This window comes from Dyella jejuensis (assembly GCF_044904675.1).
Classification (GTDB): Bacteria; Pseudomonadota; Gammaproteobacteria; order Xanthomonadales; family Rhodanobacteraceae; genus Dyella_B; species Dyella_B jejuensis.
This window is the reverse complement of the sequence record NZ_JADIKJ010000005.1, coordinates 67,381-83,738: the sequence shown is the minus strand read 5'-3', so window position 1 is coordinate 83,738 and position 16,358 is coordinate 67,381. Positions and strand designations below refer to the sequence as shown.

The 16,358-nt window shown below is 63.5% G+C and carries 16 protein-coding genes; 2 read left to right on the top strand and 14 right to left on the bottom strand.

Features of this window, described 5'->3' with window-relative positions; genetic code table 11:
* Positions 1–58 precede the first annotated feature (58 nt).
* The 12 genes from ISP15_RS06215 to ISP15_RS06160 form a co-directional block, all read right to left on the bottom strand.
* Positions 59–346, bottom strand: coding sequence for a helix-turn-helix domain-containing protein (locus ISP15_RS06215; protein ID WP_404546356.1), 288 nt, complete (start codon positions 344–346; stop codon positions 59–61).
* Between the two features lie 203 nt (positions 347–549).
* Positions 550–1,347, bottom strand: coding sequence for a zinc-ribbon and DUF3426 domain-containing protein (locus tag ISP15_RS06210; RefSeq protein WP_404546178.1), 798 nt, complete (start codon positions 1,345–1,347; stop codon positions 550–552).
* 154 nt (positions 1,348–1,501) lie between these two features.
* Positions 1,502–2,410, bottom strand: a complete 909-nt coding sequence (prmA, locus tag ISP15_RS06205) for a 50S ribosomal protein L11 methyltransferase (protein WP_404546176.1) — start codon at positions 2,408–2,410, stop codon at positions 1,502–1,504.
* Positions 2,411–2,595: 185 nt separating this feature from the next.
* Positions 2,596–3,969: an acetyl-CoA carboxylase biotin carboxylase subunit gene (gene accC, locus ISP15_RS06200; RefSeq protein WP_404546174.1), complete on the bottom strand. Its 1,374-nt coding sequence runs from the start codon at positions 3,967–3,969 to the stop codon at positions 2,596–2,598.
* 14 nt (positions 3,970–3,983) lie between these two features.
* Positions 3,984–4,424: an acetyl-CoA carboxylase biotin carboxyl carrier protein gene (gene accB / locus ISP15_RS06195; RefSeq protein ID WP_404546173.1), complete on the bottom strand. Its 441-nt coding sequence runs from the start codon at positions 4,422–4,424 to the stop codon at positions 3,984–3,986.
* A 73-nt stretch (positions 4,425–4,497) separates the two neighbouring features.
* Positions 4,498–4,950: a type II 3-dehydroquinate dehydratase gene (gene aroQ, locus ISP15_RS06190; protein ID WP_404546171.1), complete on the bottom strand. Its 453-nt coding sequence runs from the start codon at positions 4,948–4,950 to the stop codon at positions 4,498–4,500.
* 148 nt (positions 4,951–5,098) lie between these two features.
* Positions 5,099–5,644 (bottom strand): TlpA family protein disulfide reductase, encoded by a 546-nt coding sequence (locus tag ISP15_RS06185; protein WP_404546169.1) that lies wholly within the window; start codon positions 5,642–5,644, stop codon positions 5,099–5,101.
* 70 nt (positions 5,645–5,714) lie between these two features.
* Positions 5,715–7,877: a protein-disulfide reductase DsbD family protein gene (locus ISP15_RS06180; protein ID WP_404546167.1), complete on the bottom strand. Its 2,163-nt coding sequence runs from the start codon at positions 7,875–7,877 to the stop codon at positions 5,715–5,717.
* Between the two features lie 78 nt (positions 7,878–7,955).
* Complete coding sequence (locus ISP15_RS06175) at positions 7,956–8,864, bottom strand: DMT family transporter (RefSeq protein ID WP_404546165.1); 909 nt, start codon at positions 8,862–8,864, stop codon at positions 7,956–7,958.
* Positions 8,865–8,959: 95 nt separating this feature from the next.
* Complete coding sequence (locus ISP15_RS06170) at positions 8,960–9,667, bottom strand: glutathione binding-like protein (RefSeq protein WP_404546163.1); 708 nt, start codon at positions 9,665–9,667, stop codon at positions 8,960–8,962.
* Positions 9,668–9,777: 110 nt separating this feature from the next.
* Positions 9,778–10,119, bottom strand: coding sequence for a divalent-cation tolerance protein CutA (gene cutA, locus ISP15_RS06165; RefSeq protein WP_404546161.1), 342 nt, complete (start codon positions 10,117–10,119; stop codon positions 9,778–9,780).
* A 21-nt stretch (positions 10,120–10,140) separates the two neighbouring features.
* Positions 10,141–10,821 (bottom strand): class II aldolase/adducin family protein, encoded by a 681-nt coding sequence (locus ISP15_RS06160; protein ID WP_404546159.1) that lies wholly within the window; start codon positions 10,819–10,821, stop codon positions 10,141–10,143.
* A 232-nt stretch (positions 10,822–11,053) separates the two neighbouring features.
* On the opposite strand from ISP15_RS06160, the gene ISP15_RS06155 reads away from it, so the two are divergent.
* Together ISP15_RS06155 and groL are read left to right on the top strand one after the other, a co-directional pair.
* The gene (locus tag ISP15_RS06155; protein ID WP_404546157.1) at positions 11,054–11,347 is read left to right on the top strand and encodes a co-chaperone GroES; all 294 of its coding nucleotides are present in this window, start codon (positions 11,054–11,056) and stop codon (positions 11,345–11,347) included.
* A 110-nt stretch (positions 11,348–11,457) separates the two neighbouring features.
* Positions 11,458–13,101 carry a chaperonin GroEL gene (groL, locus tag ISP15_RS06150; protein WP_404546155.1) on the top strand — a complete coding sequence of 548 codons (1,644 nt, stop codon included), beginning with the start codon at positions 11,458–11,460 and terminating at the stop codon, positions 13,099–13,101.
* 187 nt (positions 13,102–13,288) lie between these two features.
* On the opposite strand, the gene ISP15_RS06145 is transcribed toward groL, so the two are convergent.
* Positions 13,289–14,065, bottom strand: coding sequence for a M23 family metallopeptidase (locus tag ISP15_RS06145; protein WP_404546154.1), 777 nt, complete (start codon positions 14,063–14,065; stop codon positions 13,289–13,291).
* Between the two features lie 301 nt (positions 14,066–14,366).
* The gene (locus tag ISP15_RS06140) at positions 14,367–16,271 is read right to left on the bottom strand and encodes an LTA synthase family protein (RefSeq protein ID WP_404546152.1); all 1,905 of its coding nucleotides are present in this window, start codon (positions 16,269–16,271) and stop codon (positions 14,367–14,369) included.
* Positions 16,272–16,358 lie beyond the last annotated feature (87 nt).

Here is a 16,358-nt window from a genome sequence, read left to right as displayed (position 1 = left end):
CCGAAAGGAAACTGTTTGGACGGCTAAACGAGTGTGACGGCGCGAGGCTGGCGATGCTTCACAGCAGGCCGTGGGCGGCAAGCTTCTTGCGCAGCGTGGCGCGGTTGATGCCGAGTACGGCCGCGGCGCGGCTCTGGTTGCCGTCGTGGAACGCCAGTACTTCGCGCAGCAGCGGACCCTCGACTTCGCGAATCACCAGTGCGTGCAGACCTTCGTCGCACGGGGTGTCGCCGATGTCCGCAAGATAGCGGCGCACGGTGCGACTGACGCATTCACTCAGTGCGCTCTGTGACGAGGTTTCGCGAATGGCCTCGTTGACAGGCAGTCTGACGGCGTTCAAGAACATTCCCCTCACGTACTTACGCAACGGCTGCATGGGCCGTCACCCTGTTTATGGCAGTTACCGCGTGTGCGGCGGATCGAAAGTCGCGCTTTGTCTGCGCGAGGGGACCGAGTGTACTCGCCGCCGGGGACAAAATTAAGAGCCTTCGGGCCGGAAAATCATAAGCCCATGCCGAACAGGGACTAAGCGCGACTTGTGCGCGTGGCTTATTCAAAGCCGAGGTCGAAGGCGACGGCGCGATGGCCCGGATCCTCCACTTCGAAGACCAGTGCCGTGCTCGCACCGGCTGCAAGACCGCGGTGCAACGCATCCGTATCGTCGAGGTATTCCTCGGGGTTGAGTCTGCGCATGGCGATCACTTTGCCGTCGCCGTCGGACAGGCGAATGACCACCACCGGCCATGGCTGCGTGAAGGATGCATCGTTGCGCAGCGTCGCGCTGATCAGCAGCGCACCGGGTACCGCAGGATGTGTTTGCACGTCGCGTGCCAGCCATCGAAGCTGTTCGATATCGCGTACCGGCGGCAGTTGGCATGACAGCGCGGCACAGGCCTGTCGCAGCAAGGCTCCGGTGGTAGCGTCGGCGACCAGGCTGTCGCGCAAGGCCCACGCAAGCTGCGCGGCAAGGCCCAGCAACAGCAACAGGCATGCGGCGATCCACGGCCAGCGGCGGGCACGGTCGGTACGCCGGTCGCGTGCGAAACGGGGTGTGACGACCAGGTCGGCGAAGTCATCGCGCAGCTCCGGCGCAGGCTGTTCTTCGGCGGGCGGCGCGACGGTTTTCGATGGCGGCCGGTACACCACCAGCTCGATATGCGGCGGTTCCACGCCAGGTTCGTGCGAAGGCAGTTCGATGAAAGGTTCGGCCGGCAGTTGATCCGCCAGCGTGGCGATGCAGTCGAAGCCCGCGCCGCAATATCCACACATGACAAAGCCGTGCGCCTGCGCAAGCGTGCGCGCGTCCACCGAAAACACGGACAGGCATTCAGGGCACTGCGTATACATGCGTGAGAATGGCTCTTTGCATTCGCGTCTTCGTGTGCGCTTGCGCGTTCAGGGGCGAAACAGGGAGTGGCAGCGGGTCGGCTCAGTGCGAACGAGCCTGGGTCGAAGCGTACTTCGAATCACCCCGCGCAAGAAGGCGGCTGCCTCTCAGCTTTCAGGCGGCCGGGTTGGCGTTGCGATACCCGCTGATGCGCACCCAGTCCTCGCGGCTATCCACGCGCAAGCCCTCGAACCATTCGCGGTAGCGTGCGAGCAGTTCGTCGTGTTGGCCTTGCAGGATGCCGGAGATGGCAAACGGTGCGCCGGGCCTGGCCGCGGCCGCGAACGCGGGCGCCAGTTCGCCCAGCGGGCCGGCCAGGATATTGGCGACAAACACATCGGCCGGTTCGCCCGCGAAATCCTCGGGCAGGAACAGCGCCAGCCGATCGGCGACCTGGTTGCGCTCGGCGTTATCGGCGGAAGCGGTGAGCGCCTGCGGATCGTTATCCACGCCCATCGCCAACGCGGCGCCCAGCTTGAGCGCGGCGATAGCCAGGATGCCCGAGCCGCAACCGTAGTCGATCACGCGCTGGCCTGCGAGCTGGAGGCCATCGAGCCATTCCAGGCACAGCGCGGTGGTCGGATGCGTGCCGCTGCCGAAGGCCAGGCCGGGATCCAGGCGCACGATCACGCTGTCGTCTTCCGGCGGCTCGATGTTCCATGGATAGATCCACAGCCTGCGCCCGAACGGCATCGGCTTGAATTGATCCATCCAGGCGCGTTCCCAATCCTCGTCGGCGACGTCACGAAAGCTCAGTTGGTCCGGTTCCAGCCAGGGCAGCAGGTCGCCCAATGCCTCGGCCAAGCCCCGGCGATCGGTGTGGGCCTCGAACAGCGCGTTCAGGGTGATCGTCGGCCATAGCGGCAACTCGCCCACGCCGGGCTCGAAAATAGCTTGTTCGTCCGGCGTTTCCGCGTCGGCGTCCTGTAGCGTGATCGACAGTGCGCCGAGGTCGTCCAGCGCTTCTTCCGCGCGAGGCTGCTGTTCGGCGCGGACGATCAGGGAGAGTTCGAGCCAGGGCATATCGAGTCCGAGAAGCGAAGATTCACCGCGATTTTCGCGCTCGCCTTCGAGAGCGGAAGGGCTGAGCAGCCAAGCCGGCGATAAGGTTCAGGCGAACTGGCTTCGAGAGCCGTTGCCGCATGCCTGCCTCTCGCCCTCGTCCTCCCTTCTGCGGAGAAAGGAGGCGAACGCGAAAGGCATGTTGCTCAATGGCCGCCATGCGGATGTTCTTTATGTTCCGCCATGCGTTTTTCCAGATAGTGGATGTTCTGCCCGCCTTGCTGGAAGCCAACGTCGGACATGATGCGCTGCTGCAGCGGGATATTGCACTTCACGCCTTCGATCACCGTCTCGGCGAGCGCCAGGCGCATGCGGGCGATCGCGGTTTCGCGGTCCGGCCCGTGCACGATCAGCTTGCCGATCATCGAATCGTAGTTCGGCGGAATCTTGTAGCCGTCGTACAGATGCGTGTCGACGCGCACGCCGGGGCCGCCGGGAGCCTCGAAGCGCTTTACCGTGCCGGGCGAGGGCATGAAGGTGTCGGGATCTTCCGCGTTGATGCGGCATTCGATCGCGTGACCATTGATCTTGATGTGTTCCTGCCGGATCGACAATTTTTCGCCGGCAGCGATCAACAGCTGTTCGCGGACCAGGTCCACGCCAGTAATCAGTTCGGTCACCGGATGCTCGACCTGGATGCGCGTATTCATCTCGATGAAATAGAACTGGCCGTTCTCGAACAGGAACTCGAACGTGCCCGCGCCGCGATAGCCGATGCGCAGGCAGGCATCCACGCAGACCTTGCCGATCTGCGCGCGCAGTTCCGGCGTGATGCCTGGCGCGGGCGCTTCTTCCACCACTTTCTGGTGACGGCGCTGCATCGAGCAGTCGCGTTCGCCCAGGTGGATGGCTTGTCCCTGTCCGTCGGCGAGCACCTGGATTTCCACGTGGCGCGGATTTTCCAGGAATTTCTCCATGTAGACCTGATCGTTGCCGAACGCCGCCTTGGCTTCCTGCTTGGTCATGGTGACGGCATTGCCCAGGTGCGCTTCGGTGCGCACCACGCGCATGCCGCGTCCGCCGCCGCCGCCGGCCGCCTTGATGATCACCGGATAGCCGATCTCGCGCGCGATGCGCATGTTCTCTTCGACGTTGTCGCCGAGCGGGCCGCCGGAGCCGGGCACGCACGGCACGCCCGCGGCCTTCATGGCGCGGATCGCCTCCACCTTGTCGCCCATCAGGCGGATCACGTCGGCGGTCGGGCCGATGAAGATGAAACCGGACTGCTCCACCTGCTCGGCAAAATCGGCACGTTCGGACAGGAAGCCGTAGCCGGGATGGATGGCGTTGGCGTCGGTGATTTCCGCGGCCGCGATGATGCGCGGGATATTGAGATAGCTTTCGGCCGAAGGCGCGGGGCCGATGCAGATCGCTTCGTCCGCCAGACCGACATGCTTCAGGTTGCGGTCCGCGGTGGAATGCACGGCGACGGTCTTGATGCCCAGGCTGTTGCATGCGCGCAGTACGCGCAGCGCGATCTCGCCGCGATTGGCGATGACGACCTTTTCGAGCTTCTGCATAGTCGTAAGGTCGCTCAGGCAATCACGAACATGGGTTGGTCGAATTCGACCGGCTGGCCGTTGTCGACCAGGATGGCTTGCACGGTACCGCCCACGTCCGCTTCGATCTGGTTGAACATTTTCATCGCTTCGATGATGCCCAGGGTCTCGCCAGCCTTGACCTGCTGGCCGACTTTCACGAACGCCGGCGCGCCGGGACTGGCGGATGCGTAGAAGGTTCCGACCATCGGTGCTTTCACCACGTGCCCGGCCGGCAGGTTGCTGGCCGGTTCGGCGGCGACCGGTGCGGCAGCTGCCGGGGCGGGTGCCAGCACGGGCGCCGCGGCAGCGACGGTAACGCCGCCCTTGGGTACGCGCGAGAGGCGGACGACTTCCTCGCCCTCCTTGATTTCCAGTTCGGCGAGGTTGGATTCCTCGAGCAGGTCAATCAGTTTTTTGATCTTGCGCAGATCCATAGGGCTTGCCTTCTTAGGGTCTGGGGGCCATCAGCTTGGTGGCCATCAGGTGAAAAGAACTGGTATTGATGAACTAGCCGGCAGGCTTCGGTTCAAGTTTGGCGATGGCGGCATCCAGCGCCAGCCGGTAGCTATCGCTGCCGAAACCGCAGATCACGCCTACCGCCAGATCCGACAAATAGGAATGGCGACGGAACGGCTCGCGGGCATGCACGTTGCTCATATGCACTTCGGTGAACGGGATGGCTACCGCGGCCAGCGCGTCGCGCAAGGCGACGCTGGTATGGGTGAAAGCGCCGGGATTGATCAGGATGTATGCGATCCGCTCGTCGCGCGCCTGGTGGATGCGGCCGATCAGCTCATGCTCGGCGTTGGACTGGTACCAGGCCAGCTCATGGCCCGCGCCCTGGGCGCGCTGCGCAAGCTGGCTGTTAATGTCGGCCAGCGTCTCCCGGCCGTAGATATCCGGTTCGCGCACACCCAGCAGGTTGAGGTTGGGTCCGTGCAGGACCAGCAGCTTTGCCATGATTGGCTCCAGGCCGCCCCCGGGCGCCTCGGAATCCGCGCAGTGTGCGCGGTGCTGCGAATATTGTCCAGTTCGGCGCAGTTCGGCGATGTTTGGCGGAGAAGTGGCGCCTGCACCGTGCGTCAACGTATGTAGGCACGAAACCGCGTCAGGGCGCGCTTGCCGGAGAAAGCCAGCGCGCCAGCTGTGCTTTGCCGAGCGGGCCGCGCTGGGTCGCCAGGACCCGGCCGTTCCCATCCAGCAGCACGCTGAAAGGCAGTACTTCATCGACGTCGCCCAGGCGCAGGGACGTGCTGGGCGATTCCAGCCGGCCGACCAGCACAGGGTAGGCGGTCGGATGCGCAGTCAGGTAGGCACGCATACGCGATGGTTCATCCATGGCGATACCCAGCACGATCGCCCCTTGATCGCCGAATTTGCGCTGCGCCGCGTTCAGTGCCGGCATCTCGGCCAGGCACGGTACGCACCAGCTGGCCCAAAAGTTGATGAGTGTCCGCTTGCCATGGAATTCGGACAGGCGACGTTCGTGCCCTTGCGGATCGAGCAAGGCGAGGTCCGGACGAACATCGCCGACGCCAGCAACGCGAACGCCGGCAGGCACGCGCGCCAGCCGGCTTGCATGCTGCAACCAGCCGCCCGCGGCGGCAACGGCGAGGGCGAGGCCGAGAATGAATAGATTGCTGCGGCTCAACATGGCTGCGAGTCCATCTTCATCTCGCGCTGTTCGCCCGTTGCAGGAAAGGTGCGAGCCACATGAATGGCCATTATTTCGCCGCCTCGGTCAAGGCTTCTTCTACCAGCGATGACGTCAGCACGGTCGGCAACTGGCGGCCTGGACCGCCATGTTTCGGGAACACCACATACAGCGGTACGCCCGGCGAGTGGTATTGCTGCAGGAAGGCCGAAATGGTGGGATTCACGTCAGTCCAGTCGCCTTTCATATAGACGGTGCCGGTGCGCTTGAGCAGCGCCTGGAAGCTGGCGCCGCTGAGTACGGCGTGTTCGTTGGCCTTGCAGGTGACGCACCAGTCGGCAGTCATGTCGACGAAGATCGGCGTGCCGGCCTTGCGCAGTTCGGCCAGCTTGGCCGGCGAATAGGCGATGGTGCCATCGTCGCCGCCGGCAAGCGGCGCTGCCGGCAAGGTCGTCAGGCCATACAGCGGCAGCAGCGTCAGCAACGCCAGCAGGACCGCCAGTCCGCGGCTGGGCAAGCCATGTCCACGGCTGCGCTCGAACCACCACAGGGTCATGGCCAGGAGCACGGCGGCGACCAGCAACAGGCCCACCGCGTCGGCGCCGCGTTGATGCGCCAGCACCCAGGCCAGCCACGCGGCCGTCAGGTACATCGGAAAGGCCAGTACTTCCTTCAACGTCTCCATCCAGCGGCCGGGGCGCGGCAACCAGCGCGACAAGGCGGGCACCAGGCCCACCGCAAGGAACGGCAGCGCCAGGCCCAGGCCCAATGCAAGGAACACCGAGAGGGCGCTCAACAGCGGCGCGACCAGGGCGTATGCCAGCGCGGTGCCCATAAAAGGGGCGGTGCACGGGCTCGCCACGACCACGGCCAAGACCCCGGTAAAAAAATCACCGAGCGGGCCGCTGCGGCTGGCCAGCGCACTGCCCGTGTTGCCCAGGGACGCGCCGAACTGCACCACGCCCGACATCGAAAGCGCCACCGCCAACATCACCAGCGCCAGCAGCGCAATCACCAATGGACTTTGCAGTTGCGCGCCCCAGGCGGTCTTAAGCGCAATAACGATCGCACCGAGCACGACGAAACTGATCAGCACGCCGGCCGTGTACATCAGCGCATGCAGGCGGCGGCGCGCCGGATTTTCTCCGCTTTCCAGCAATCCGATGGCCTTGATCGATAACACCGGCAAGACACACGGCATCAGGTTCAGCACCAGTCCGCCGCCGAGCGCGAGCAGCAACGCATACCCAAGGCTTACATCGAATGAGCCGTCCTTGATTCCGGGGGGCGGCATTTCGGGCGCCGGATCGGGCGCCGCCTCGCTGGTTGCCGCGCTGCCGCCGGCAAGCTCGATACGTACATCGCGGGTCATCAGCGGATAGCACAGGCCGCCATCCTGGCAGCCTTGGAAACTGGCGGCCAGCGCGAGCGATGTCAGGCCGGATACATCACCGTTCAGCGTGACCGGCAAGGTCAGTTCGCCGAAATACACGGTGGTGTTGCCGAAGTGCGCATCCCGATGCAGGGTGCCGACCGGCCAGTTGGGTGTCAGCGAAAGTTGCGGCGCATGCTTGAGCGACAGCGTGGTCTGGTCGCGATACAAGTAATAGCCTTTCGGCAAGCTCCAGCGCAGCAGCAGATGGTGTGCATCCTGCGCGATGGCATCGAACGGAAAGGCCTGTTCCGCCGGCAACGCCGCGCCGCTGCTTTCGCCGAGTGCCTGCGCATGCGCATCGAGCAATGCGCTCAGCTTGTTGTTGGCTGGAATAGTTCCAGCCGGTAGCGGCAGATCCAGTTGCTCGGTATGCGGTGGATAGCAAATCTTCGGATCGGTTTCATGGCAACCCTGGTAACGCACGCTGAGCGCGAGCCTGGTGGTGCCGGGCGCGAGCGTATAGGGAATGACTGCGTCGATGCGGTGGTGATACGTCTCCACCGGACCGAGATACGGATCATCGTGCTTCTCGCCGTCGGGAAGTTGCGCCGTGCCCAGGCTGACGCCTTCGCCGCCCTTGAAATTCATGCGGCCGCGATAGAGGTAATAGTCTTGCGCGATCGTCCAGTGCAGTTTCACCACGCCGGGCATGCTGCTATCGGCGGTGAGTTTGTAGGCCTCGGTAACCGGCAGCAGATTGCTGGTGTCCTGTGCGCACGACAATGCCGGTACGCCAAGCAGCACGGTGAACAGGACCAGCAGCCAGGCGGCCGCGCGGCGATGATGGAACGAGTACATTCCGGCTCCAGCTTGGGGTCGCGCAAGCGCGAAGGGAGGAATTATGGCCCAGCTGGCTTGCAATGCCCGAACAGACCCCTAAGTTTTTTCCGCCGCGATCCGTGCGGGCACGACGGCACGAGGGCGCACCATGCCGGTGGCCAGCGCCACGCCGAGCAGGATGACCGCACAGCCGCCCGCCATCGCCAGCGTGATTTTTTCGCCCAGGAACATCGCACCCCAGGCAACGCCGAATACCGGAATCAGATACAGCACGGTCATGGCGCGCGACGAACCGATGCGGGCCAGCAAGCGATAGAACAGCACGTAGGCGAGCGAGGTGCAGGCAGCGGCCAGCCCGAACATGGCGAACCACGCCTGCGGGGTCGGCATCCGCGCGGGCCACAGCCACACGGTGAAAGGCAGCAGCATCACGGCTGCGGCCACTTGGCTGCCGATGGCTACGGTAAGCGGCGAAACGCTTTGCATGCGCCGGTGGCTGTAATGCGCGCCGAAGGTGTAGCAGACATTGGCGCCGACGCAGGCTGCCATGGCCCAGCCGGACGATGCGCCGCCATGTCCGAGGCCCATGCTGCCGCCGATCAGCCAGACGACGCCGGCCAGGCCGATCAGCAAACCGCCGGCGCGCGGCGCGTCGAGACGTTCGCCCAGCCACAGCCAGCCGGACGCGGCCACCAGCAATGGGGCGATCGCGTCGAAGATGGCCGACAAACCCGACGGCAAGCTCTGGGCCGCGTAGGAAAACAACACGAACGGCAACGCTGAATTGCTGAGCCCGATCAGGATGATCGGCCACCCGTTCGCGCACATTTCCGCCAGGCGCTGACGCGAGGCAAGCAACGGGATCGAACAGATGGCCGCACCGATTGCCCGCATCCCGGCCAGCGGCAGGCTGCCGAATTGAGCCGCGCCCATGCGCATGAACAGGAACGACGCACCCCACAAGGCACCTAGCCACAGCAAGACGGCGACATCGGATTTCTTCATGGCGGATAGATTCCGGAAGGCTGGCGAGAACCTTAGTGGACGGGAGTGACAGAACCTGTCAGCAGCGTGGTCGCGACCGTTGTCGTCCGCACGCGCTATGCGCGCGTCGCGGGGTTTCCGTCCTGGCCGAACAGCACGCGCCGCTCTTGTTCCGACATGGCCGGCTGCTGTGGCGCATAGACATTCGCAACGCCTTCGTAAGTACGAAGCGTGGCCGGCCTCGAGGCCATGCTCTCGAACCAGCGCTTGAGGTGGGGAAAGGCGTCCAGATCCTGGCCATGTGCCGCATGCGGCACGATCCATGGATAGCAGGCGATATCGGCAATCGACAATTCGCCCGCCACGAACGCGCGGTCGGCCAGCCGCCGATCGAGCACGCCGTAGAGCCGACTGGTCTCGCGCGTGTAGCGGTCGATCGCATACGGTACTTTTTCAGGCGCATGGACATTGAAATGGCCAATCTGCCCGGCCATCGGTCCCAGCCCCGCCATCTGCCAGAACAGCCATTGCAGCACCTCGGCGCGGCCGTGGGTGTCCGAAGGAAGATAGCGGCCGATCTTCTCGGCCAGATACAGCAGGATCGCGCCCGATTCGAATAGCGTTACCGGTGCCCCGCCACCCGCCGGGGCGTGATCGACGATGGCCGGAATCTTGTTGTTGGGCGAAATGGCAAGGAACGCCGGCGCGAACTGCTCGCCCTTGCCCAGGCTCACCGGCAGCACGCGATAGGGCAATTGCGCTTCCTCGAGGAACAGCTTGGTCTTCAGCCCGTTGGGGGTGGCGGCGAAGTAGAGATCGATCATGCGGCACGCCTTGGATTCACAGTGAGTGGTGCCCGCATCCTAGGCGCCTCACCGGCCTGGCGACAGGTCCAGATCCGGCAAAATCCATCGGTCCAATCGCTCGCCAAGGGTTATGGCACTGAAGGAGCCGAGCCCGCGCCGCGCACCCAGTCCAGGTAGGCGCCATGGCCGAGCTCCACCGGCACGGCGATCAATTCCGGCAGTTCGTAGGGATGCAGGGCCAGCAGGCGTTCCTTCAGGGCTTCGAACTGCTCGCTGGTGGTCTTGATCAGCAGCAGTTCCTCGGAGTCTGTGGTGACCTCGCCTTTCCAGCGATAGGTCGAGTGGATGCCGGGAACGCGGCTCACGCAGGCGGCCAGTGATTCGCCGACCAAGGCATTGGCCAGGTGCTGCGCGCTGGCGGCATTGGGACAGGTGCAATAGCAAAGCAGCACATGGCTGGCATCGGACATGGCGGTTCTCTCCCGGTGGCCTCAGGCTGAGGCGGAGCGTGCCGCCATCAATCCATAGTTGCCGAATTTTTCCAGCGCCTGCGTGACTTCCGCGTCGCTCAGCACAACCGGCTTGCCGGCCTGCAGCGCCAGCGTGTACTGGCGCGCCAGCGCTTCCACTTCGACGCCGCGCCACATGGCCTGCTCCATGGTGGCGCCGGTCGCGATCATGCCGTGATTGGCCATCAGGCAGGCGAAGCGCCCTTCCAGCGCCCGCAACACGGCGTCGGACAATTCTTGCGTGCCATAGGTGTAGTAATCCGAGCAACGGATCGAATCACCGCCGCTGATGGCGATCATGTAATGCACGGCAGGAATGTCCAGCCGGCAGATCGCCAGCCCGGTGCTATATGGCGGGTGGGCATGGACCACGGCATGGACGTCCGGGCGGGCGGCGTAGATATCGCGATGGAACCGCCACTCGCTGGAGGGGCGCAGCCGATGCCGGTAACTGCCGTCCAGCGCAACCTGGACCACGTCCTCGGGACCGATTTCCTCGTAGGGCATGCCACTGGGGCTGATCAGGAAGCCGTCGCCGGAGCGAACACTGAGGTTGCCCGAGGTGCCCTGGCTCAGTCCGCTCGGTGCCAGCTTCAATCCGTAGGTGACGATTTGCTCGCGTAATGTCAGGTCCATGTTCACCAGCCAGCTGGCCATAGGCATGCGGTCCATCATCGTTATCGTTCTTGCGTTGGGTGTCGAGAGGGCATGGCGCCCTTGAAAGCCATCCGGCCTGCCCCATCTCGAGCGGTACGACCCGTCCGCCCCCTGTTGCAGGGGTTTTTTTGGCGGCTAAAATTGGCACTCACGTACCCTGAGTGCTAACAACGCCTTCCAAGGCAGGTCCGGGGTCCAACAACTTTTCCATCCCTAGCCATTAGCTGGAGTTCGTCCCATGAGCAAACTGCGTCCGCTGCACGATCGCGTCATCGTCAAGCGCCTGGAAGAAGAGCGTGTCTCCGCCGGCGGCATCGTCATCCCCGATAGCGCCACCGAAAAGCAGACTCGCGGCAAGGTCATCGCTGCCGGTACCGGCCGCATCCAGGAAGACGGCAAGGTCCGTCCGATGTCCCTGAAGGAAGGCGATGTCGTGCTGTTCGGCAAGTACGCCGGCCAGGAAATCAAGATCGACGGCGAAGAGCTGGTGTTCCTGAAGGAAGACGACATCGTTGCTGTTATCGAAGGCTGACGGATGTGACGGTGCGAAAGTTAATGCCGCACCCGTCGCCTTCGGCTCCTTCCGCAGTTTTTTCGCAAGATTTTCCGCACTTAATTTAATTTTTTTGAGGCAAAAAAATTATGGCAGCTAAAGAAGTCCGCTTCGGCGAAGACGCCCGCGCCCGCATTCTCAAAGGCGTGAATACGCTGGCGAACGCCGTCAAGGTCACCCTCGGTCCGAAGGGCCGCAACGTCGTGCTGCAGAAGAGCTTCGGCGCTCCGACGATCACCAAGGACGGCGTCTCCGTCGCCAAGGAAATCGAACTGGCCGACGCCTACGAGAACATGGGCGCGCAGATCGTCAAGGAAGCCGCTTCCAAGACGTCCGACAACGCCGGTGACGGCACCACCACCGCCACCGTGCTGGCGCAGGCGTTCATCCGCGAGGGCCTGAAGGCCGTCGCCGCCGGCATCAACCCGATGGACCTCAAGCGTGGTATCGACAAGGCCGTGATCGCCGCCGTCGAGGAGCTGAAGAAGCTCTCCAAGCCCACCGCTGACGACAAGGCCATCGCCCAGGTCGGCACCATCTCCGCCAACTCCGACGCCGCCATCGGCGACATCATCGCCACCGCGATGAAGAAGGTCGGCAAGGAAGGCGTGATCACCGTTGAAGAAGGTTCGGGCCTGGAGAACGAACTGGACGTGGTCGAAGGCATGCAGTTCGACCGCGGCTACCTGTCGCCGTACTTCATCAACAACCAGCAGTCGCAGCAGGTCGAGCTGGACGATCCGTACATCCTGATCCACGACAAGAAGATCTCGAACGTCCGCGAAATGCTGCCGGTGCTCGAAGCCGTCGCCAAGGCCGGCAAGCCGCTGCTGATCGTCGCCGAGGAAGTGGAAGGCGAAGCGCTCGCCACGCTGGTGGTCAACACCATCCGCGGCATCGTCAAGGTTGCCGCCGTGAAGGCGCCGGGCTTCGGCGACCGTCGCAAGGCCATCCTGGAAGACATCGCCATCCTCACCAATGGCCAGGTCATCTCCGAGGAAGTGGGCCTGCAGCTTGAGAAGGCCACGATCACCGATCTGGGCCGCGCCAAGCGCGTGGTGATCACCAAGGAAAACACCACCATCATCGACGGTGCCGGCGAAGCTGCCCGCATCCAGTCGCGCATCGGCCAGATCAAGGCGCAGATCGAAGAGACCTCCTCCGACTACGACCGTGAGAAGCTGCAAGAGCGCGTGGCCAAGCTGGCCGGCGGCGTGGCGGTGATCAAGGTCGGTGCCGCGACCGAAGTCGAAATGAAGGAAAAGAAGGCCCGCGTCGAAGACGCCCTGCACGCCACGCGCGCAGCCGTTGAAGAAGGCGTGGTTCCCGGTGGTGGCGTGGCGCTGATCCGCGCACTGAAGGCGGTCGAAGGCCTGAAGGGCGACAACCACGAGCAGGACCTGGGCATTGCCATCACCCGCCGTGCACTGGAAGCCCCGCTGCGCGAGATCGTGTTCAACGCCGGCGCCGAGCCGTCCGTGATCGTCAACCAGGTCAAGGAAGGCAAGGGCAACTTCGGCTACAACGCCGCCACTGGCGAGTTCGGCGACATGGTCGAGATGGGCATCCTGGATCCGACCAAGGTCACCCGTTCGGCGCTGCAGTACGCCTCCTCCGTCGCTGGCCTGGCGATCACCACCGAAGCGATGGTGGCCGAGCTGCCGAAGAAGGAAGAGCACAACCATGGCGCCCCGGGCGGCGGCATGGGCGGCATGGGTGGCATGGACTTCTAAGTCCTGCGCTCAAAAACGCAAAGTGTTGGAGAAAACCCCGCGCGAGCGGGGTTTTCTCTTCTGTTCGGCAGAGTAGCGCCGGCTTGAAGGTGATGCTGTTTGCTTGCGGCGGGGAAACGGAATGCCTTGAAATCACGTCCGCGAACTCGTCAACGCTACGGGGGATATGGCCGCCAGGTGAGAGGCCTTACAACACCGCGAGATAGGGATAAGGATCCACCTGCTTGCCATCGCGATGTATTTCGAAGTGCAGGTGCGGGCCGGTAGAACGGCCGGTGGATCCGACTTTGGCGATGGGGTGTCCGACCTTGACGCGATCGCCGACCTTCACCAGCAACTGCGAGTTGTGCGCATACAAAGTGCGATAGCCGTTGTGGTGATTGATGACCACGAATTTTCCATACGTTCGATCGGTGGCGGCCTTGACGACCGTGCCATCGGCGACCGCCTGCACCGGTGTGCCTTTAGGTGCCGCCATATCGATACCGCGGTGGAAAACGTGGCCTTTCCCAAACGGATTGTTGCGCTGTCCGTAGTTCGAAGTGATACGCGCGAGCGCGATTGGCATGCCCGTATCCACGGCATGAAACTTCGCGATCTCATCGTGCAGCGGCTTGGCGGGCTTGGTTGCCTTGGCGGTGTCCGCCGGGGCGCGGTAGATACGTGTCAACGCATCGAGATAAGGCGAGGGTGCGTTCGAAGCGATGCCGGCAACGAAAGGCTTTTCAGCGAAGGCGCGAGGCAGGAATGCCGGAGCATCCGGGACATCCTGCTGATGGTTCAGCGCATGCCTCGAAGCTTGGCTGACAGGCAGCGGCGACGGAGCGGTCAATGGATCGGCGTGCTTTTCCAGCACCGTGGCGGCGCAGGCAGTCAGCACGGCGGCGAGCGTTCCGCCGAGCATCGCTCGCCAGCGAAATCGTCGGGCATGGGCGATAGCGAAGCATCGATCGATAGCGAACATCAGCTTTTCCGGCACGCGGATACACGAGACCCGCTTCCTGGGTGCCTCGTCATCCTGTGGGGAGAATCGGCGGGAATTCCCTCATCCCGCGGCAAATGTGCGCGTGGTAGGCACCTGCTTATTCGGCCAAAAAAAGGCTATGGGAAGTATCGGATCGGGCTTAAAAGGGAATTGGAGTAGCGCAATTTCCTTACGATAAAGTTAAGCATTAATGCTTGTGCAAGGGTCTTCACATAAAAAAACTGCGCCCGGCCGGACGCAGTTTTTTATGTGAAGGCCTGGGGCTTGAACGCAGGCGACTTCAGCGATGAATACCCATGGCCGCCGATGCCGGAGCCTCTTCCTCAGTATCGTCCTGCGTTGCCACGGCGGTATTGGCGGGCAGCAGGTTTGCCGGCAGCCAGTGATCCAGTTTGCCCTTCATGCGCAGCACCGCGATGCTTGCCATGTCGTTATCGAACTGCTGTTGCTGCGCGTCGAGGGGTACGGGCGGCGCGCCGGGCGCCCGTGTCAGGCTTGCCAGCGACGGGGCGAGCACCTGGGTGATGGCGAAATAGGCGTCGTCATGGATGCCCGCGCGTTCCAGCAGCAGGCCGGGCAGCATCCAGGAGGCCATGTCGATGCGCTGCGGACGACCGGGATTGCGCGGATCGATCAGCAACCAGGTGCCGGCCTGGCTCAGCATGTCCTGGCCATTGACGAAACCGGTCTCGCGGTAAGCATCGTTCAGGCCGGGCAGGTGATCGCCGTAGAACAGCAGCAAGGTTGGACGATTGCGCCTGGACAGCAGTGCGGCAAGGCGGCCGAGTTGCTGATCCGCGTGCTGCATGTGATAGAGGTAATTCTGTACTTGCCGCTTGTCCTTGGCATCGATAGCGGACGGCACCGGGGTGGCGTCGCGCGCGGACGGATCCGACGGCGTCACGTCATACGGGCCGTGTGCTTCCAGGCTGATCGCGAACAGGAATTGCGGCGGGCCGGAGTCTTTCAATTGCGCCATGATTTCGTCGGTCATCGCGCTATCGGCCATGTACTTGCCATCCATCGCCGCATTGGCCGGAAAGCCCGACTGCGAGACGAACCGATCAAAGCCCAGTGCCTTGAAAGCCGTGTTGCGATTCCAGAACGTGGGATCGTTGCCGTGGATGGCGACCGTTTCATAGCCATGCGAACGCAGCACGCGCACCATGCTCGGTACCACCTTGTCGTTCAATTGCAGGTACGGGAACTGCATCGCGCTGAAATAGCGCAGCGACAAGCCGGTCAGTACTTCGAATTCGGTACGGATGGTGCCGCCGCCGAAGGTGGGCACGTGCAACGGGCCGCTCATGCCTTCGCCGGCAAGACGATCCAGGTTGGGCGTGAGCCTGGCGTTTTCGTAACCGCGCACGATGCTCGGATCGAAGAACGATTCGCTTTGCACCACCACGATGTCAGGCAGCGCGGTGCCCTGGTCGACGGGAGCCTGCATCCGCGCCCGCACCGCGTCACCCGTCGTTTGCAGCAGCTTGCTCACCGCTGCCGGATCGGCTTTTTCTTTGGTGCGTCGATCTTGCAGATGAAACATCACCAGGGAGCTGACCAGCCCGGAATGGTTGGTCGTGGCCGCGGCGGACCACGGTTCCAGCCAAAGCTTATGGCCGTTGTAGAGATTGCCCCAGCCGGGCACGCCAATCAGCAGCGTGCCCAGCGTGGCGCCGAGCAGCGCGCCGGCAACGATCCGACGGCCACCCGTGCGGCGCGCGAACAGCGGCGGTTCGTAGCGCCACATCGCCACGACCACGGCCACGCCACCGAGGATCACCAGGTAAGGCCATGGGCTGTGCGGCAGGTAGCTGCCCAGCACGTGCAAGCCACCTTTGCGCAGTTGGCCCGCCATGCGGAAATCCGCTGGCAGCAAGGGCGTGCCGAGATTGGCCACTTTCAGGGCGTTGATGCCATACATCAGGCCCTGCAGCAGGTACGCCAGGCCAAACGAAAGCAAGGTGCGCCGGGTGAGGGCCAGCAACAGCAGCGCCAATAGCAATCCAGGCATGGCATTGGCCAGCGGGAACACCGGCTGCGTGAGCAATTGTGATGGCGATACGCCGTCATGCCCGTCGAGCAAGCCGGTACCCAGGACGAACGCGATCATCATCGCGAACGCCAACGCGGTACGGGTGGCGACCGTGCGTCTCGAAAGCCAGGTAGAGGGAGCCAGCGCCATGCAATCCGTCATTCGTCATCTTGGGAGATGAGAACTGTAACGTTACCGACATGAATCGGTTGTCAGGCGACTGGCGAAACGGCGCGA